Below are 17663 nucleotides of genomic sequence, written 5' to 3' on the forward strand. Positions count from 1 at the left end.
TCTCTGCGCTCTGGTGAATGTCTGCGCTCTGATGCATGTCGGTGCTCAGGTTCATGATTCGGCCATGGGGGACAAGAAATTCGGTGCCGGTCTGCTCGACCTGCTGTTGCCACGCGAGTGTGGTGGGTGTGGCCGCTCGGGGACTCTGTGGTGCGGTGAGTGCGCGGAACTGCTGCGCGATCATCCGCTTCAACTGAGTCCGCGCGTGGATCCGGGCGTGCCCGTCTGGGCACTCGGCCGCTACGACGGCCCCAGGCGGCGCAGTGTGATCGAGATGAAGGAACGGGGTCGTCGGGACCTCGCGATGCCTCTGGGGATCGCTGTGGCCGACGCGTTGGCCACTCTGGAACGGTGGGGCGAGCTCGGCAGCGGGGGTCGTCCGCCGATCGTGCTGGTGCCGGCTCCCACGCGCGCCCGAGCGGCGCGATCTCGCGGGGGTGATCCGGTTCGCCGGATAGCCGAAAGTGTGCGCGGAAAGCGGGAAATTGGTTCTGTCGCGGGGCGTCCGGTACGTGTCTGTCCGATTCTCCGGATGACGCGAGGTGTACGTGACTCGGTGGGACTGTCCGCGGCCGACCGGGTGACCAACGTGAACGGTCATGTGTCTCTCGACACCACTGCGATCTCTTCGATTGCCGGGGACAGTGACATCGTCCTGCTCGACGACGTCCTCACCACGGGAGCGACTGCGGCAGAGTCGGTTCGGGCCCTCTCGCTCAGTGGGATTCGGACAACTCTCGTGCTTGTCCTTGCAGGGGCTTAGATGAATTTCGTTGGAACAGTGGCACTCGCGCGCGTTACGTACTAGCGTCGGCGGCACACCCGAAAATACTGGTAGGAGGTGGTACTTCGATACTGGTGCCGGGCGGATCCCCTCTCGGTACTTGCAGAATTTGCCGCCGCCCACCGTGGGGCGGGGCCGTAATTGGGAGGTACGAGTGACGACCCCTTCGCAAGCCTCGTTTTTCATCGAGGACGCCACCATCGAGCGTTCCGAGAATGCCGCAGCTCCGAGATCCGACGTCGTAGTCAAGGGACGAAATGTCGAGATCCCCGATCACTTCCGAATCTACGTTTCGGAAAAGCTGGCGCGACTCGAACACTTCGACCCCTCCATATTCCACTTCGACGTGGAACTCCAACATGAACGCAACCGACGACAGGCCAAGAGTTGCCAGCGCGTCGAGATCACCGCTCGAGGTAAAGGCCCGGTGGCCCGAGCCGAAGCGTCCGCAGACAGCTTCTACGCCGCCTTCGAATCGGTGATCGACAAGCTCGAGAGTCGCCTCCGTCGAACCAAGGACCGCAAGAAGGTCCATTACGGCGACAAGCGACCGGTGTCCGTCGCGGAGGCAACCGCCTCCCTCGTCGACGCAGACTCACTCGGAGTCACACCGGACATTTCGCTGAACGGTCAAGAGCCGGACGAGTACGACGGCCCGGGACGCGTGGTCCGCACGAAGGATCACCCGGCCGAGCCGATGACCATCGACGACGCTCTCTACGAGATGGAACTGGTCGGACACGACTTCTTTCTCTTCCATGACAAGGAGTCGGACAAGCCGTCCGTCGTCTACCGTCGTCACGCTTTCGACTACGGATTGATCCGCCTGACATGACCCAATCGGTGGTGGGTTTGCTCGCTCGCCGCCGGTAGCGCCTACCATGGAATCCGGCCGGAGTTTTCGGACCCCGGCCGGATTTTCAGTGTGTGACCCCCTGTCGCCGAAGATTGAGGACGAAGAAGACTGTGCCGTCGCTGTCGCTATCGAAGCTGCTCCGTGTTGGTGAAGGTCGCATGGTCAAGCGGCTCAAGCACATCGCCGAGCATGTGGAATCTCTGTCGCCCGATGTCGAAGGCCTGACAGACGAGCAACTCAAAGCCAAGACCACCGAGTTCCGTGAGCGCTATGCCGCCGGGGAAACTCTCGACGAGTTGCTGCCCGAGGCATTCTCGGTTGCCCGCGAGGCGTCGTGGCGCGTGATCGACCAGAAGCACTTCCACGTGCAGATCATGGGCGGCGCGGCCCTGCACTTCGGCAACGTCGCCGAGATGAAGACCGGTGAGGGCAAGACCCTGACCTGTGTTCTTCCGGCTTATCTCAACGCGATCGCGGGTGACGGCGTCCACGTGGTGACGGTCAACGACTACCTCGCCAAGCGCGACTCCGAGTGGATGGGCCGCGTTCACCGCGCCCTCGGCCTCGAGACCAGCGTGATCCTCTCGGGTATGACGCCGGCCGAGCGCCGCGTCGCCTACGCAGCCGACATCACCTACGGCACCAACAACGAGTTCGGGTTCGACTACCTGCGCGACAACATGACGCATTCGTTGGACGACCTGGTCCAGCGTGGCCATGCGTTTGCCATCGTGGACGAGGTCGACTCGATCCTCATCGACGAAGCTCGAACCCCCCTCATCATCTCGGGCCCGGCCGACGGCTCCAGCAAGTGGTACAGCGAGTTCGCGCGCATCGCGCCGCTGCTGAAGAAGGACGTTCACTACGAGGTCGACATCCGCAAGCGCACCATCGGTGTGCACGAGGCGGGCGTCGAACTGGTCGAGGACCAGCTCGGTATCGACAACCTGTACGAAGCCGCGAATTCGCCGCTGGTGAGCTACTTGAACAACGCGATCAAGGCCAAAGAGCTCTACACCAAGGACAAGGACTACATCGTCCGCGACGGTGAGGTCATCATCGTCGACGAGTTCACCGGCCGCGTGCTGGTCGGCCGCCGCTACAACGAGGGCATGCACCAGGCGATCGAGGCCAAGGAGAAGGTGGAGATCAAGGCGGAGAACCAGACCCTTGCCACCATCACCCTGCAGAACTACTTCCGTCTGTACGACAAGTTGTCGGGCATGACGGGTACCGCCGAGACGGAAGCTGCCGAGCTTCACCAGACTTACACGCTCGGTGTGATCCCGATCCCGACCAACCGTCCGATGGTCCGAGTCGACAACGGCGACCTCATCTACAAGACCGAGGAAGCCAAGTTCGACGCGGTGGTCGACGACGTCGTCGAGCGCCACGAGAACGGCCAGCCCGTGCTGATCGGTACCACCAGCGTCGAGCGCTCGGAGTACCTGTCCAAGCAGTTCACCAAGCGCGGCGTTGCCCACAACGTCCTCAATGCGAAGTTCCACGAGAAGGAAGCGACCATCATCGCCGAGGCCGGTCGCTCCGGTGCGGTCACCGTCGCGACCAACATGGCCGGCCGCGGTACCGACGTCGTGCTCGGTGGTAACCCGGACATCATCGCGGACATCGCGCTGCGCAAGAAGGGCCTCGACCCGGTCACGACGCCGGACGAGTACGAGGCAGCCTGGGACGCAGTCCTGGACGAGGTCAAGGCTGAGGTCAAGGCAGACGCCGAGAAGGTCCGCGATGCCGGCGGCCTGTACGTCCTGGGCACCGAGCGTCACGAATCGCGCCGAATCGACAATCAGTTGCGTGGTCGTTCCGGACGTCAGGGTGATCCCGGCGAATCGCGGTTCTACCTTTCGCTCGGTGACGAGCTCATGCGCCGCTTCAACGGTTCGGCACTCGAGTCGATCATGACGCGCCTGAACCTGCCCGACGACGTCCCGATCGAAGCCAAAATGGTCTCGAAGGCCATCAAGAGCGCTCAGACCCAGGTGGAGCAGCAGAACTTCGAAATTCGCAAGAATGTCCTCAAGTACGACGAGGTCATGAACCAGCAGCGAACGGTCATCTACAAGGAGCGCCGCCAGATCCTCGAGGGTGAGGACATGGAAGGCCAGGTCGAGCAGATGATCACTGACGTGGTCACCGCCTACGTCGACGGTGCCACCGCCGAGGGATACGTCGAGGACTGGGATCTCGAGCAGCTGTGGACGGCGCTGAAGACGCTGTACCCGGTCGGCATCGATCACAAGACGTTGGCCGGGGAGGACGGCGCAGGCATCAACAGTGACCTGAGCCGTGACGACCTGCGAACCGCTTTGCTCGAAGACGCCCACGCGGCGTACAAGAAGCGCGAAGCCGAGATCGATGCGATCGCCGGCGAAAACGGTATGCGTGAACTCGAGCGTCGTGTCTTCCTCTCGGTCCTGGACCGTAAGTGGCGTGAGCATCTCTACGAGATGGATTACCTCAAGGAGGGAATCGGTCTGCGTGCGATGGCCCAGCGCGATCCGCTGGTCGAGTACCAGCGCGAGGGTTACGACATGTTCATCGGCATGCTCGACGGATTGAAGGAAGAGTCCGTCGGATTCCTCTTCAACCTGCAGGTCGAGGCAGCTCCGGCGCAGCCCGCAAGTGGAATTTCCGTCACCGCGGGCTCTGCCGCCGCGGCGTCCGCCACGGCGCCCAAGCCGCTCCCCACGCAGGAGGCCGCGGTCAGGACAGCCGGAACTGCCGCCCCGACGGCGTTGCGCGCCAAGGGACTTGACGACGAAGGTCCGTCGCGTCTGACGTACACCGGCCCGGACGAGGACGGCAAGGCAAAGGCAACACGTGACTCGGCTGCCGACACCGGCGACGGTGCCGCCTCTCGTCGCGAACGTCGTGAAGCCGCACGGACGCAGTCGAAGAGCAATCGAGCTCCGAAGTCCAAGCGCAAGCGCTGAGGTATTAGCGCAGTCAGTACTCGGCAGGCTGGACGGTCACACCACGTGTAGTGCGGTGACCGTCCAGCCTGTTTCGTCTGTGTGGTCGATCCGGCCTGCGACGGCAAAAGTCTGCGTGCCTCGTGTGTACGTCGCACAGACTTCGGCGGTACTCTCCGACACTGCTTGAACGTGGGTGCGGTGAACGGCCGCGCCGCCCAGCTTCCGGGCCGAGAAATCCGAAGTGTAAAGTCTCGCAACAACTTCCAGGACGGACGGCGTCAACACGCCCTTGAGCTGCCGTGGATTTCGTCGTCGGTCGACGGTTTCGAGAACCAGACGTAGTGATCGGTTCCAGAAGATGTCGGCACCTACCAGCCGCGGTTCCGGAGCGTGAGTGAACCCGGTACTGGGCGACGTTCCGTTGTGTGGCGTCTTTCGCGGGCGACGCAGCATCCGGTCTGTTCGGCACTGCGTTCGGTCTGGCCGGCACTGTGGCCGCGACAGCACGACGGTATGCGGGTGAGGCTCGAATTGCGGCGCCGGCTCGAGAACGATCTTGCAGTCCTGCTCCATGACATCCCCCCGGATGATCCTGCGTCCGAGACAGCTGTCTCGGACTTCGCTCCCCCGAGCGATGGTGAGAAGCATGACACGAATCGCTCGAGATGTCGCCGTGATCACCATCGCGACTTAGGGTGATGGCGTGCGGGGACTTCTGTTGGATGTCGGTGGCGTGCTGTTCGGTCCGGGATCGGATCTCGACGGCTTGAGCGCGGTCGTGCGCGCGGTGAAGGCCCGCGGAATCGTGACGGGAATCGTCAGCAACGATCCCGGCGGCGCCAGTGCTCAGTGGTTGCGGGATCTCGGCGACGGGGTCTTGGTCGACGACGTGATCTTGTCCGGTGATGTCGAGATGGCAAAGCCCGACGCCGAGATCTATCTGTTGGCAGCGAGTCGTTTGGGCGTCGAGCCGGAGGATTTCGTTTTCGTGGATGATCTCGAAATCAACGTCCGGGCGGCTGTGGCCGTCGGGATGGTCGGGGTCCATCACGTCGGCTCGGAATCGACCATCGAGGAGTTGTCGATTCTGTTCGATCTCGGCGAAGGAGGGGACACGAAGCCATGGTGAACAGACTGACGACTCAGGATGCCGCTTTCTACTTCCTCGAAGCCGGGACGACGCCGATGCATGTCGGCTCGTTGGGGATCTTCAGGCAACTGCGAAACGGGATCGATCACGAGGAGTTGCTTCGACTTGTCGAAGAGCGGCTCGGATCGGTTCCGCGGTACCGACAGAGAGTTCGCGAGGTGGCGTTCGGTCTGGCCCGCCCGGTATGGGTGGACGACTCGGATTTCGACATCACTTATCACGTTCGCCGATCTGCTCTGCCCAAACCGGGTTCCGACGAACAGCTGATGGATCTGATCGCGCGGCTGACGTCGAGACCACTCGACAGCACGAGGCCGTTGTGGGAGATGTACCTGGTCGAGGGGCTGACCAGAAACAGATTTGCCATCTTCACGAAGTCTCATTCGTCGTTGGTGGACGGCGAGGCGGCTCCAGAGATCAGTCAGGTGATCTTCGATCCGGAGAAGAATCGAGCGCCAGGCCCCGAAGAATTGTGGATGCCCGCCAGGCCGCCGAGCGATACCAGCTTGTTGGTCAGTGCACTGGCGGATCTCGTGACGAGCCCGGGGGAGGGGATCGCACGGGCGCGTGCAGCGTTCAACGACGTGACCACATCCGTCACCGAGGCTGTGAGTGCACTCGGGAAACTCGCGGAAGTGGTTCGAACGGCGACGCAGGTAGCCCCGTCGAGCCCGCTCAACGCCACCATTTCGCGCAATCGACGCCTTGCGGTGGCCAAGACGTCTCTGGAGGACTATCGACGCATTCGTGCGCGGTACGGGTGCGAGATCAACGACGTGATCCTGACCGTCATCGCGGGTGCGATGCGGAACTGGTTGCTCTCGCGCGGTGAACCGGTGACCGAGGCGACCATCGTGCGAGCGATGGTGCCCATGTCGGTCTACACCGACGGCCCGGAGAGTCCTGACGTCGACGATCCGCAAGCGCCCGGACATGTTTCCTCGTTCCTCATCGACCTGCCTGTCGGTGAACCCAACGCGGTGGTTCGGCTCTCGCACGTGGCCCATGCGACGGAGGCATTCGCGCGTCAGGGTCGGCGGGTCACCGCGCAGACGATGGTGCGAATGTCCGGGTTTGCGCCGGCGACGCTGCATGCGATGAGCTCGCGTGCGGCCAGCAGTCTGTCGCAGCGAATGTTCAACTTGATGATCACCAATGCGCCAGGGCCGCAATTTCCGCTCTACCTCGGTGGGGCTCGGATGCTCGAGATGTATCCCGTGTCGCCACTACTCAAGAATCAGACACTCAGCATCGCCCTGACGTCGTACGACGGGAATGTCTACTACGGTTTGAATGCCGACCGTGACGCGATGTCGGACGTCGACGTCGTTCGTTCGCTGATCTTCGAGTCACTCGAGGAATTGACGTATGCGAGTCGGTGACGAACGAGCATGAAGGTGGTCTCATGAGGGTGTACGTACCGGCGACGGTCGAGATTTTGCAGCAGTTGGTCGCAGATCAGGAGTTCGACCCTATGAGCCGGACGGCTTTTGCGGTCACCCCGACTCTGCGTGAGTCGTACGCGGCGGGGGACGACGACGAGTTGGCCGAGGTCGCCATGGGTGAGGCTGCGCGTGCGTCGCTGCGGCTGATCGCCGGAACCGAGGGTGACGTCACCTTCCGGCGTGCTGTCGTTGCCGCCGACGTCGACGATGCCGATGTGAAGTTACGGCCCGATCTCGACGATTCGGTAGTCCGATTGGCGGGTCCTGTCACGATGGCTCAGGTTGCATCTGTGCATGTCGACCTCGAACAGGCAGAATCGGACATCGAGCGCGCTGCTGGCATAGTCGACGCGGCGGATCTCGGTGACGCCGATGCCGAGTTCACGCTCGGTGACGCGGAGGACCACGAGTTGGCGTGGTACGCCGCGCAGGAGTTGCCGTTCTTGCTCGACCTGCTGTGAATGTGCTTACCGTGAAGTAACCTACGGTACCGTAACCTGATAACCTACGGTACCGTAGGCAGTGGGTTCGGAAGGTGAGAGGTGGAGGTCTGATGGGTCTGAAGGACTGGATCGAGGCACCGGCAGCGTCGGTAGTTCCGGCAGCGCGGTCGAAGCTCAATCTGCTTCGCGGTGCGGCGGCTCGGCTGACCACACCATTGCTTCCCGACGACTATCTTCACCTCGCGAATCCGTTGTGGTCCGCGCGCGAGCTGCGTGGTCAGATCGTCGAAGTCCGGCCCGAGACCACGGACTCGGCGACCATCGTCATCAAGCCGGGTTGGGGATTCGACTTCAACTACCAGCCGGGGCAGTACATCGGCATCGGTCTGCATATCGACGGCCGTTGGCATTGGCGGTCGTACTCACTTACCTCGCCTCCCAACTGGGAGAACAAGCGCATTTCCATCGCGGTCAAGGCCATGCCCGAGGGCTTTCTCTCGAGCCACCTCGTCAGCGGGGCCGTGCCGTCGGGAACCATCGTTCGACTGGCCACGCCTTCGGGCAACTTCGCGTTGCCGGATCCGCCACCGGAGAAGATCCTGTTCATCACTGCCGGCAGTGGCATCACTCCGGTCATGGGCATGTTGCGGACGATGAACCGGCGCGGTCAATTGCCCGACGTCATGCACATCCACTCGGCTCCGACGGAATCCGACGTCATGTTCGCCGACGAACTCACAGCACTGCACGCCGAGCACGAGGACTTCGTGAGCCACGTTCAACTCACGCGCCGTGACGGAAAGTTCAAACTCAGTTCTCTCGACACGGTCTGCCCCGACTGGCGTGAGCGCCACACCTGGGCGTGCGGGCCCCTCCCGTTGCTCGACGAGCTCGAAGACGTCTGGAAGGCGGAAGGCATCGAGGATCGACTCCACATGGAGCGGTTCGCCGTATCGCGCATCGACGCTTCGGCCGACGGTGGCACGGTCACGTTCGAGAAGTCGGGTAAGACGATCACCGTCGACGGTGCGACAACGCTTCTGGAGGCAGGCGAGCAGTCCGGTGCCTTGATGCCGTTCGGTTGCCGCATGGGCATCTGCCAGACGTGTGTCGTACCTCTCGTTGCCGGCCACGCGATCGATCTACGCTCGGGGAAACAGCACGCGGAGGGCGAGCGCATCCAGACGTGCATCTCCGCCGCCGCCGGCGACTGTACGCTGGACGCATAGCTTCTAGGCACACGGAGGACCACGGTGGCCATCACCGATATCAAAGAGTTTTCGCACCTCACCGAGGCCGATGTCGAAGCTCTCGGACGTGAACTCGATCAGATTCGACTCGACATCGAAGACTCTCGTGGGATCCGGGACGCCCGCTACATTCGTCGCGTCATTCGCGTCCAGCGGGCGTTGGAGCTCGGCGGGCGTATCGCATTGTTCGGCAGTCGGTACCGACCGGCATGGTTGGTCGGCACGACCCTGCTGAGCCTGTCGAAGATCATCGAGAACATGGAGCTCGGGCATAACGTCATGCACGGGCAATGGGACTGGATGAACGATCCCGAGATTCACTCCGTCTCGTGGGAGTGGGATCAGACCGGTCCTTCCGAGCATTGGAAGCGCGCCCACAACTACCAGCACCACACGTACACCAACGTCGTCGGTATGGACGAGGATCTCGGTTTCGGGATTCTGCGTATGACTCGTGACGAGCCGTGGAAGCCGATCAACCTCTTCCAGCCGATCGCCAACGTGATCTTGGCGGCCACGTTCGAGTGGGGCATCGCGCTGCACGACCTCACGGCGGCAGCCGAGTTGGAGGGCGCGGAAAAGGGGCAGCTGAACTCGCAGGCGAACAAAGACTTCGCGCGCAAGATCTTTCGTCAGGTGGGCAAGGACTTCATCTTGTTCCCGGCGCTGACGGGGCCGGCGTGGAAGTCGACCATGTCGGCCAATGCGACCGCGAACCTCGTGCGCAACCTGTGGGCGTACGTCGTCATCTTCTGTGGCCACTTCCCGGACGGTGCCGAGAAGTTCACGGTTGCCGAATTCGAGCAGGAGACTCGTCACGAGTGGTACCTGCGCCAGATGCTCGGTAGTGCGAACTTCAATTCCGGCAAGCTCATGGGACTCATGAGCGGCAATCTGAGCTACCAGATCGAGCACCACGTGTTTCCCGATCTGCCGAGCAACCGCTATCCCGAAATCGCTGTGAAGATGCGTGCATTGTGCGAGAAGTTCGATCTCCCGTACACCACCGGTTCGCTCTTCAAGCAGTATCTTCTGGCTCTGCGCACCATCCACAAGTTGGCTTTGCCGGACAAGTGGCTGACCGCAACCTCGGACAATGCTCCGGAAACGTCTTCGGAACTGCGGTTCCGCGACTCGGGATTCCGGGACGCAGCCATGGCGATGGTCGAGGACCTTCGTACCGATCCGATCACCGGTAAGCGTCTCGGTTTGTTGACCGCACTCAAGTCGCAGGCCCGTTCCCGCATGCCGAAGCGCCGGAAGTGATATAGGTTACATCGGGAAAAACCTAACCTACGGTGCCGTAAGTTACACTACAGTAGGTGCAGTTGATCTGAACGATTGGAATCGATGATCGTTCTGCACTTACTACTTTGCGCCTAACTCACTGCTAGGAGGCTTTCCATGGCGATTGCAGATGTCAAGGAATACGCACATCTCACGGACGCCGACATCGAGGCGCTCGGCCGCGAACTCGACGCGATTCGTCGCGACATCGAGGAGTCGCGCGGCGAGAAGGATGCGCGATACGTGCGCAACGTCATTCGTCTGCAGCGTTCGCTCGAAATCGGCGGCCGCGCAGTGCTTTTCGCGAGCCGTCGTCGTCCGGCGTGGCTCGCCGGAGTTGGCCTGCTGACGCTCTCGAAGATCATCGAGAACATGGAACTCGGGCACAACGTGATGCACGGGCAGTGGGACTGGATGAACGACCCGGAGATTCACTCCACCTCGTGGGAGTGGGACGTCACCGGCCCGTCTGCGCACTGGAAGCAGACCCACAACTACCTGCATCACAAGTACACCAACGTCCTCGGAATGGACGACGACGTCGGATACGGACTCCTCCGCGTCACCCGCGATCAGCGCTGGAAGCCCTTCAACGCCGGCAACCTGGTCTACAACACGCTGCTCGCGCTGTTCTTCGAGTACGGCATCGCCGCTCAGCACCTCGAGCTCGGCAAGGTGGCCAAGGGCCGCGCCGACAAGGAAGAGACGCAGCGCAAGCTCCGTGAGGTCGGCGAGAAGATCGGCAAGCAGGTCCTGCGCGACTACGTCATCTACCCGGCCATCACCGGCCCGGCGTGGAAGAGCACGTTGTCGGCCAACTTCACCGCCAACACTTTGCGGAACGTGTGGACCAACGCGGTCATCTTCTGCGGCCACTTCCCGGACGGTGCCGAGAAGTTCACCAAGGAAGACATCGACAAGGAAACGCAGGCTCAGTGGTACCTGCGTCAGATGCTCGGCAGCGCCAACATCGAGGGCAGCGCGCTCATGGACTTCATGACGGGCAACCTGAGCTACCAGATCGAGCACCACCTGTTCCCTGATCTGCCCAGCAACCGCTACAAGGACATCGCGGTCACGGTGCGTCAGCTCGCGGACAAGTACGACTTGCCGTACACGACCGGCCCGCTTGCCGTGCAGTACGCCAAGTCCTGGCGAACCATCGCCAAGCTGTCGCTGCCCAACAAGTACCTCAAGGACACCGTCGACAATGCGCCCGAGACGGCGTCGGAGCGGATGTTCGACGGCGAACTGACCTCGACTGTCGATCCCGTGACCGGGCGTCGCAGTGGCCTCAAGAGCGCCATCGCACGTAAGCGCAAGAGCGGAAAGCTGCGCAGCCTCCTCGGCCTGCGCTGATCGTCGACTGCGCTGACCGTAGACAGCAAGCGGCCCGACACCATTCGATGGTGTCGGGCCGCTTTGCTGTTCTCGCCCGGAACGTCGCTCGGGGGCGCTCAGTACTGATCGTTGGACTTGATCGCTTCCAGCAGTTGTCGCACAGCGACGACGCGTCGAGCTGATTTGCCCTCCAGCAGGTCGAGCTTGCATTCGGGATCTGCCGGCGGTCCGAGGTGCGTGCATCCGCGCGGGCAATCCTCGATCGCCGCAGCGAGATCCGAGAACGCCGCCACCACGTTCTCGGGCGAGATGTGCGCCAGACCGAACGAACGGATGCCCGGGGTGTCGATCACCCAGCCGCCACCGGCGAGAGGGAGCGCCACCGATTGCGTCGACGTGTGCCGGCCCTTGCCGACGCCGGATACAATGCCGACCGCTCGATTGGCATCGGGGACAAGGCGATTGACCAGTGTCGACTTTCCGACGCCGGAATGTCCGATCAGGGCGGTCAACTTGTGCTCGAGGATCTGCGTCAGTTCGTCCAGGGGATCGTCGCGACCGGCGACGACCACTTGGATGTCGAGGTCGGCGAACGTGCTCGCGAATTCCTCCGGCGGTTCGAGGTCGCTCTTGGTCAGGCAGACGATCGGCGTCAGGCCACCCACGTAGGCGGCGACCAGTGCGCGCTCGACGAAGCCGGTGCGCGGTGGGGGATCGGCGAGTGCCACGACGATGAGAAGCTGCTCCGCGTTCGCGACGACGATACGTTCGAAGGGATCGGTGTCGTCGGCGGTCCGTCGCAGAACCGTCGAACGCTCGGAGACCCGGACGATGCGCGCCAGGGTGTCGGTTTTGCCCGACAGATCGCCGACTATGTCCACCTGATCGCCGACGACGATGGGGGTTCGGCCAAGTTCGCGGGCGCGCATCGTGACGATCAGCCGGTCGGGATCGCCGCCGAGGACGCAACCCCAACGGCCACGATCCTTCGACACCACCATCCCCGATTCGGCCGAGAGATGTTCGGGCCGAGTCTTCGTACGGGGGCGGGATCCGCGCCCGGGGCGTACCCGGACGTCGGACTCGTCGTACTGCCGCGGACTCAGAAGCTTGCCTTCGGTGCCGCCGACGAACTCTCGAGCATGTCGATCCACATGTTCTCGAAGCCCGGCAGTGTCTTGGCTGTGGTTCCGACATCGTCGACCTCGACACCGTCGACGACCAGGCCGATGATGGCGCCGGCTGTTGCCATGCGGTGGTCGGCATACGAGAGCCATTGTCCGCCATGGAGTTCCGCGGGAACGATCGTCAGGCCGTCATCGGTTTCGGTGACGGAGCCGCCGAGTTTGTTGATCTCGTCGGCGAGGGCGGCGAGACGGTCTGTCTCGTGCCCGCGCAGGTGCGCGATTCCTCGTAGATGCGAGGTGCCCTCGGCGAGAGCGGCCAGGGCCGCCACGGTGGGGGTCAGCTCTCCCACGTCGTGGAGGTCGATGTCGATGCCGCGCAGTTTCTCCGGGCCGCGGACGGTCAGGACACCATCGGCGAGAGTGACGTCGGCCCCCATCGAGGCGAGGATCCCGCGGATCGCGTCGCCGGGTTGCGTCGTCGACGACGGCCACATCGGGACGCTGACGGTTCCGCCGGTCACTGCGGCAGCGGCCAGGAACGGTGTGGCGTTGGAGAGATCGGGTTCGATCGCCCAGTCGACGGCGCGCACCGGCCCCGGTGCCACACGCCAGGTGTCCGCGTCACCGCCCGTGGCTGGCGTCGTCACGGAAACTCCGGCCTCGCGGAGCATCTCGACGGTCATGTCGATGTGTGGCATGGACGGGACGGGCTTGCCGTCGTGGTGAACGGTGACACCCTCTTCGAACGCAGCAGCCGAGAGCAGGAGACCGGAGACGAACTGCGACGAACCGGATGCGTCGATGGTGACCGTCCCGCCGCGTAGGGATCCGGTTCCGGTGACGGTGAACGGGAGTGCGTCACCCTCGATCCGAGCGCCGAGACCGCGCAGTGCTTCCAAGATGGTGCCGAGCGGTCGTGTGCGTGCTTGCTCGTCGCCGTCGAAGTGGACGATGCCGTCGGCCATCGCGGCGAGTGGCGGCAGGAAGCGCATCACGGTGCCGGCCAGGCCGCAGTCGACCTCGCCGCCGCGCAGGGGTCCAGGGGTGATGCGAAGCGTGGTCGCATCACCGGCTTCCTCGACGCCGATGCCGAGGTCACGCAGAGCTGCGATCATCAGGTCGGCGTCACGGCTGCGGAGTGCACCGGTGATCGTGGACGGGCCATCCGCAAGTGCGGCCAGAATCAGAGCTCGATTGGTGATGGACTTGGATCCGGGCAGCGTCACCACTGCATCGACGGGTGCTTGGGCCCTCGGGGCGCTCCACAGACTCAGACTCACATGGTCCATCTTCTCTCATCGGTGGGGGAATGGTCGAAACCGTGCCACCCTGGGTGTCATGTGCGGAAGGTATGCGACCACAGCGGACCCGGCCACCCTGGCGGTGGAACTCGATGCGCTCGACGAGACCGACCACTCGGCGCCCGTCGAAGCCGATTACAACGTGGCCCCCACGACCGAGGTGTTGACCGTCGTCGAACGCCACGATCGGGAGAACCCCGACAGCGATCCGACCAAGAGGATTCGGCGGATGCGGTGGGGATTGGTGCCGTCGTGGACCAAGGAACTGGGCAAAGGCCCGGTCCTGTTCAACGCCCGCGCCGACTCGCTGGCGGAGAAGCCGGCGTTTCGGACCGCCTTCAAGTTCAAGCGTTGCCTGGTCCCATGGACGGGTGGTACGAGTGGCAGACCGAGGCCACCGGCGGGAAGAAGGCAGCGAAGATTCCTTACTACATGCACCCCGACGACGGATCACGGCTGTTCATGGCGGGCGTGTGGTCTGCCTGGCGGGACCCGAGTGTCGAGAACGCGAGCCCCGTTCTGAGCTGCTCGATCGTCACGGTCGACTCTCTCGGTCACCTCGAGCAGGTTCACGACCGCATGCCCCTCGCCCTGCCTCGTGACCGCTGGGAGGCGTGGCTCGATCCCGACAACACCGTCGATTCGGCTCTGCTCGAACCGGTACCGGACCTCTTCGAGCGGATCGACGTCGATCGAGTCCGGCCGCTGGTCAACAGTGTCAAGAACAACGGGCACGAGTTGATCGAGCCGGACGTCGACCGTGCCGGCGAGCAGATCAGCCTGCTCTAGCAGTCAGCCGAGAGCCCAGGTGACGGTCACTTCGAACGAGACCTGCTGGGTTCCCGGGGCGAGAACCATGTCGGACATCGAGGCGTCGGGAGCGCGCATGGTCTGACCGCCACTCGTGTCGTGTGCCTCGGTGATGGTCACGACGTTTTCGAGCGACGTCCCGGACAGATCCGCGTACTGCTCGGCACGGTTCTTCGCGTCCTCGAAGGCACGGGTGCGAGCGTCGGCCAGAAGCTGAGAGTCGTCGTCGATGGCGAAGGCGACGTTACCGAGCCGTGCCGCGTTTCCGCCCGCCGCGATGCCGGCGTCCAGGACAGAAGAGGCCTTGTCGAGATCGCGGACGACGATTCGTACCGAGTTGGTCGCCCGGTAGCCGGTCACGTTGCCGCCGACGAACGGTCCGCCGCTGGCGTCGTACTGCGGCTGGACGGACAGATCGCTTGTCTGCACGTCCTCGGGGGCAACCCCGGCGGCGACTATCGCGTCGATCATCTGACGGGCCTTGTCATTCGCCTCCGAGACCGCTCCCGATACATCCGGGGCAACCACCTCGATGCCGATGTCGGCATTGAGGATGTCCGGCGCCCCGCGGACCTGCCCTGATCCGACTACCGTGACTTCCTTGGCGGCATTGTCCGAACTCCCGCAGGCCGTCAGCGAGACGGTGAGAGCTGCCGTCGCAGCGGTCAGTGCAAGAGTTTTCAGGTGTGGTCGCATGGTGAGACCGTAGCGACCGGATACTCAGCCCGCCGTGATTTGCGCCGTGACCGCGCCACTGAGCTGCGCGAGGTCCGTCGGAGCCAGCTCGATTTCGAGGCCGCGTCGGCCGGCGCTGCAGAGAACGCGGTCCCAGTCGAGCGCCGACGCATCGATCACGGTCGGCAGTTTCTTGCGCTGGCCGAGCGGTGAGATACCGCCGAAGACGTAGCCGCTCGAGCGCTCGGCTTCGGCGCGATCGGCCATGACGGCTTTGCTCGCACCGAGGGCAGCGGCTGCAGCCTTGAGGGAGAGCTTGTCCGGGACCGGCAGAACCGCGACGGCGAGCTTGCCGGTGTCGAGTTTGACGACCAAGGTCTTGAAGATCTGGGCAGCCACGACACCTGTCGACTCTGCCAGTGCAGTGACCGCCTCGTCGCCGAAAGATTCGGCGCGAGGATCGTGGTCGTAGCTGTGGACGCGGTGCGGTGTCTTCGACTTGTCGAGAAGTACGGTCGCAGGGGTCGCTGTTCCGGCCATGAGGAACACCCTATGTGGATCGCCGACAGGTGCATCCGACCAGGCCGGGAACAGAGTCGCTGACTCCCGTGTTGGTACCAGTTGATGAAACTTGTCCCGAGAAGCGAAGGAGCGACCGTGCTGGCTGTGTGTGAGCCACCACCGGCCCGTGGGTCGGATCTTCAGTTGGCGGTAACCTTGATCCCTACGGCTAGTGAAGGGATCAGAGTGCTGGAACACGACCGGCCCAAGGACGAACCGTCAGGGGTAGCTGAACCTATCGACGGCGCAGTGTCCGAAACGCCCGAAACTGCGGATGAGTTGATTGCCCGGTTCGAGCGCGACGCGCTCCCGCTGCTCGACCAGTTGTACGGCGCTGCCCTGCGCATGACGCGGAATCCGGCTGATGCCGAGGATCTCGTGCAGGAGACGTACGTCAAGGCGTACACCGCTTTCCGTTCGTTCCGTGCCGGTACCAACCTGAAAGCCTGGCTGTACCGGATTCTCACGAACACCTACATCAACTCGTACCGCAAGAAGCAGCGCCAACCCGCGCAGTATCCGACGGACGAGATCACCGACTGGCAGTTGGCCGCCACCGCCGAGCACACTTCGACGGGGCTGCGATCGGCCGAGGTGGAGGCGCTCGACGCGTTGCCTGACGACGACATCAAGGCGGCGCTGCAGTCGCTTCCCGAGGAATTCCGTATGGCCGTGTACTACGCCGATGTCGAAGGATTCCCGTACAAGGAGATCGCGGAGATCATGGGCACACCCATCGGAACGGTGATGTCGCGACTGCACCGTGGTCGCAAGCAATTGCGTGGTCTTTTGGCCGATGTCGCAAAAGACCGGGGATTCAATCGGGACGGCGCGGTCGACACAGCCACAGTCGCAGCCACCGAGACGGAAGGTGTCACACGATGAGTGAGCAGGACGAATTCGAAAGGCTCGACTGCTCGGCAGTCATCGCCGACGTCTGGTTGATGCTCGACGGTGAATGCGACGATTCAAGTCGTGCTCGCCTGCAGCGTCATATCGACGATTGTGGATCGTGCCTCGAGGCCTACGGGATCGAAGAGAAGGTCAAGAGCCTGATCAACCGTAAGTGCGGCGGAGACCATGCGCCGGAAAGCCTGCGTCAGAGGCTCACCGTCGAGTTGCGTCGGACCATCGTCATAACGACTACCGAAACCGACAGCTAGCCCGTCAGCGAAGATCTGAGCGGCAGCAGTCGGAAGGCAGTAACGCCGAGGGGCGGGGAAGCAATGCTTCCCCGCCCTCGGACGTTTTGTTGCGCTACATGTCAGGCGTTTGGACGCTTGCCATGGTTAGCGGCGTTGCCCTTACGGCTGCGCTTCTTACGACCACGCTTACCCATGATTGGTCTCCCTTCTGTTTCTTTCGCGTCATTGTTTCACGCCGATGCCGGTGTGGTTCCATTGGCAGGTCGATCGAGTGATCCGTCGACGTATTTTCGTGGTCAGAGTGCAGTTCCGACAGAAGTGAGGTTCACGATGGCAGAAGACGTGCGCGCCGAGATGGTTTCGACGGTCTACCAGGTCGTCGTGAGCGAGGGAGACGTCGTTGCGGACGGCGACACCCTGGTCATCCTCGAATCCATGAAGATGGAGATTCCCGTCCTGGCCGAGGTTCCGGGAACGGTGACGACGGTGGGCGTCAAGGTCGGCGACGTGATTCAGCAAGGCGATCTGATCGCCGTGATCTCCTAAGCCGGA

The 17663-nt window shown here is 63.1% G+C and carries 17 protein-coding genes and 1 pseudogene; 13 read left to right on the forward strand and 5 right to left on the reverse strand.

Features of this window, described 5'->3' with window-relative positions; translation table 11 throughout:
- Positions 1 to 31: 31 nt before the first annotated feature.
- The 3 genes from EHW12_RS10745 to secA all read left to right on the forward strand — a co-directional run bounded on the left by EHW12_RS10745 (position 32) and on the right by secA (position 4594).
- Positions 32 to 763 carry a ComF family protein gene (locus tag EHW12_RS10745; protein WP_054826505.1) on the forward strand — a complete coding sequence of 244 codons (732 nt, stop codon included), beginning with the start codon at positions 32 to 34 and terminating at the stop codon, positions 761 to 763.
- Between the two features lie 175 nt (positions 764 to 938).
- On the forward strand, positions 939 to 1619 hold the full coding sequence (gene raiA, locus EHW12_RS10750; RefSeq protein ID WP_003940893.1) for a ribosome-associated translation inhibitor RaiA: 681 nt from the start codon (positions 939 to 941) through the stop codon (positions 1617 to 1619).
- Between the two features lie 131 nt (positions 1620 to 1750).
- A complete protein-coding gene (gene secA, locus EHW12_RS10755; RefSeq protein WP_125050600.1) occupies positions 1751 to 4594 on the forward strand; it encodes a preprotein translocase subunit SecA in 2844 nt (947 codons plus the stop codon).
- 36 nt (positions 4595 to 4630) lie between these two features.
- On the opposite strand, the gene EHW12_RS10760 is transcribed toward secA, so the two are convergent.
- Positions 4631 to 5149 carry an Rv3235 family protein gene (locus EHW12_RS10760; RefSeq protein WP_228402140.1) on the reverse strand — a complete coding sequence of 173 codons (519 nt, stop codon included), beginning with the start codon at positions 5147 to 5149 and terminating at the stop codon, positions 4631 to 4633.
- A 130-nt stretch (positions 5150 to 5279) separates the two neighbouring features.
- Between EHW12_RS10760 and EHW12_RS10765 the strand changes: the two genes are divergently transcribed.
- From EHW12_RS10765 to EHW12_RS10790, 6 genes are all read left to right on the forward strand, one after another.
- Positions 5280 to 5705: an HAD-IA family hydrolase gene (locus EHW12_RS10765; protein WP_003940859.1), complete on the forward strand. Its 426-nt coding sequence runs from the start codon at positions 5280 to 5282 to the stop codon at positions 5703 to 5705.
- Positions 5699 to 7108, forward strand: a complete 1410-nt coding sequence (locus EHW12_RS10770; RefSeq protein WP_125050602.1) for a wax ester/triacylglycerol synthase family O-acyltransferase — start codon at positions 5699 to 5701, stop codon at positions 7106 to 7108. The genes EHW12_RS10765 and EHW12_RS10770 overlap by 7 nt, the downstream gene beginning before the upstream one ends.
- A 23-nt stretch (positions 7109 to 7131) precedes the next feature.
- Positions 7132 to 7632: a hypothetical protein gene (locus tag EHW12_RS10775; protein WP_030535010.1), complete on the forward strand. Its 501-nt coding sequence runs from the start codon at positions 7132 to 7134 to the stop codon at positions 7630 to 7632.
- 92 nt (positions 7633 to 7724) lie between these two features.
- Positions 7725 to 8843 (forward strand): ferredoxin reductase, encoded by a 1119-nt coding sequence (locus EHW12_RS10780; RefSeq protein WP_003940928.1) that lies wholly within the window; start codon positions 7725 to 7727, stop codon positions 8841 to 8843.
- 24 nt (positions 8844 to 8867) lie between these two features.
- Complete coding sequence (locus tag EHW12_RS10785; RefSeq protein ID WP_003940901.1) at positions 8868 to 10130, forward strand: acyl-CoA desaturase; 1263 nt, start codon at positions 8868 to 8870, stop codon at positions 10128 to 10130.
- Positions 10131 to 10268: 138 nt separating this feature from the next.
- A complete protein-coding gene (locus tag EHW12_RS10790) occupies positions 10269 to 11510 on the forward strand; it encodes a fatty acid desaturase (protein ID WP_003940700.1) in 1242 nt (413 codons plus the stop codon).
- 98 nt (positions 11511 to 11608) lie between these two features.
- Here EHW12_RS10790 and rsgA read toward each other — a convergent pair whose 3' ends face one another.
- Both rsgA and aroA read right to left on the reverse strand, forming a co-directional pair.
- Positions 11609 to 12646, reverse strand: coding sequence for a ribosome small subunit-dependent GTPase A (gene rsgA, locus EHW12_RS10795; RefSeq protein WP_030535009.1), 1038 nt, complete (start codon positions 12644 to 12646; stop codon positions 11609 to 11611).
- Positions 12595 to 13908, reverse strand: a complete 1314-nt coding sequence (gene aroA / locus EHW12_RS10800) for a 3-phosphoshikimate 1-carboxyvinyltransferase (protein WP_030535008.1) — start codon at positions 13906 to 13908, stop codon at positions 12595 to 12597. Before aroA ends, rsgA begins: the two co-directional genes overlap by 52 nt.
- Positions 13909 to 13957: 49 nt before the next feature.
- On the opposite strand from aroA, the pseudogene EHW12_RS10805 reads away from it, so the two are divergent.
- A pseudogene (locus EHW12_RS10805) lies at positions 13958 to 14709 on the forward strand (SOS response-associated peptidase).
- A 3-nt stretch (positions 14710 to 14712) separates the two neighbouring features.
- On the opposite strand, the gene EHW12_RS10810 reads toward EHW12_RS10805, so the two are convergent.
- Positions 14713 to 15426, reverse strand: a complete 714-nt coding sequence (locus EHW12_RS10810) for an SIMPL domain-containing protein (protein ID WP_030535006.1) — start codon at positions 15424 to 15426, stop codon at positions 14713 to 14715.
- A 24-nt stretch (positions 15427 to 15450) separates the two neighbouring features.
- A complete protein-coding gene (gene ybaK / locus EHW12_RS10815) occupies positions 15451 to 15945 on the reverse strand; it encodes a Cys-tRNA(Pro) deacylase (RefSeq protein WP_058039127.1) in 495 nt (164 codons plus the stop codon).
- A 258-nt stretch (positions 15946 to 16203) separates the two neighbouring features.
- Here ybaK and EHW12_RS10820 point away from each other — a divergent pair, with 258 nt between their 5' ends.
- The 3 genes from EHW12_RS10820 (at position 16204) to EHW12_RS10830 (ending at position 17657) form a co-directional block, all read left to right on the forward strand.
- On the forward strand, positions 16204 to 16851 hold the full coding sequence (locus EHW12_RS10820) for a sigma-70 family RNA polymerase sigma factor (protein ID WP_085989606.1): 648 nt from the start codon (positions 16204 to 16206) through the stop codon (positions 16849 to 16851).
- A complete protein-coding gene (gene rsrA, locus EHW12_RS10825) occupies positions 16848 to 17129 on the forward strand; it encodes a mycothiol system anti-sigma-R factor (RefSeq protein ID WP_003940722.1) in 282 nt (93 codons plus the stop codon). Before EHW12_RS10820 ends, rsrA begins: the two co-directional genes overlap by 4 nt.
- 312 nt (positions 17130 to 17441) lie before the next feature.
- A complete protein-coding gene (locus EHW12_RS10830) occupies positions 17442 to 17657 on the forward strand; it encodes a biotin/lipoyl-binding carrier protein (RefSeq protein WP_007731208.1) in 216 nt (71 codons plus the stop codon).
- The last annotated feature ends 6 nt before the right edge of the window (positions 17658 to 17663 follow it).

This window comes from Rhodococcus sp. NJ-530, assembly GCF_003860625.1.
GTDB classification, from domain to species: domain Bacteria; phylum Actinomycetota; class Actinomycetes; order Mycobacteriales; family Mycobacteriaceae; genus Rhodococcus_F; species Rhodococcus_F qingshengii.

Coding starts and splice junctions, on each gene's coding strand:
- EHW12_RS10745 (WP_054826505.1), top strand. CDS start 32: ATGCATGTCGGTGCTCAGGTTCATGATTCGGCCATGGGGGACAAGAAA.
- EHW12_RS10760 (WP_228402140.1), bottom strand. CDS start 5,149: ATGGAGCAGGACTGCAAGATCGTTCTCGAGCCGGCGCCGCAATTCGAG.
- EHW12_RS10770 (WP_125050602.1), top strand. CDS start 5,699: ATGGTGAACAGACTGACGACTCAGGATGCCGCTTTCTACTTCCTCGAA.
- EHW12_RS10775 (WP_030535010.1), top strand. CDS start 7,132: ATGAGGGTGTACGTACCGGCGACGGTCGAGATTTTGCAGCAGTTGGTC.
- EHW12_RS10780 (WP_003940928.1), top strand. CDS start 7,725: ATGGGTCTGAAGGACTGGATCGAGGCACCGGCAGCGTCGGTAGTTCCG.
- EHW12_RS10790 (WP_003940700.1), top strand. CDS start 10,269: ATGGCGATTGCAGATGTCAAGGAATACGCACATCTCACGGACGCCGAC.
- aroA (WP_030535008.1), bottom strand. CDS start 13,908: ATGGACCATGTGAGTCTGAGTCTGTGGAGCGCCCCGAGGGCCCAAGCA.
- EHW12_RS10810 (WP_030535006.1), bottom strand. CDS start 15,426: ATGCGACCACACCTGAAAACTCTTGCACTGACCGCTGCGACGGCAGCT.
- ybaK (WP_058039127.1), bottom strand. CDS start 15,945: ATGGCCGGAACAGCGACCCCTGCGACCGTACTTCTCGACAAGTCGAAG.
- rsrA (WP_003940722.1), top strand. CDS start 16,848: ATGAGTGAGCAGGACGAATTCGAAAGGCTCGACTGCTCGGCAGTCATC.
- EHW12_RS10830 (WP_007731208.1), top strand. CDS start 17,442: ATGGCAGAAGACGTGCGCGCCGAGATGGTTTCGACGGTCTACCAGGTC.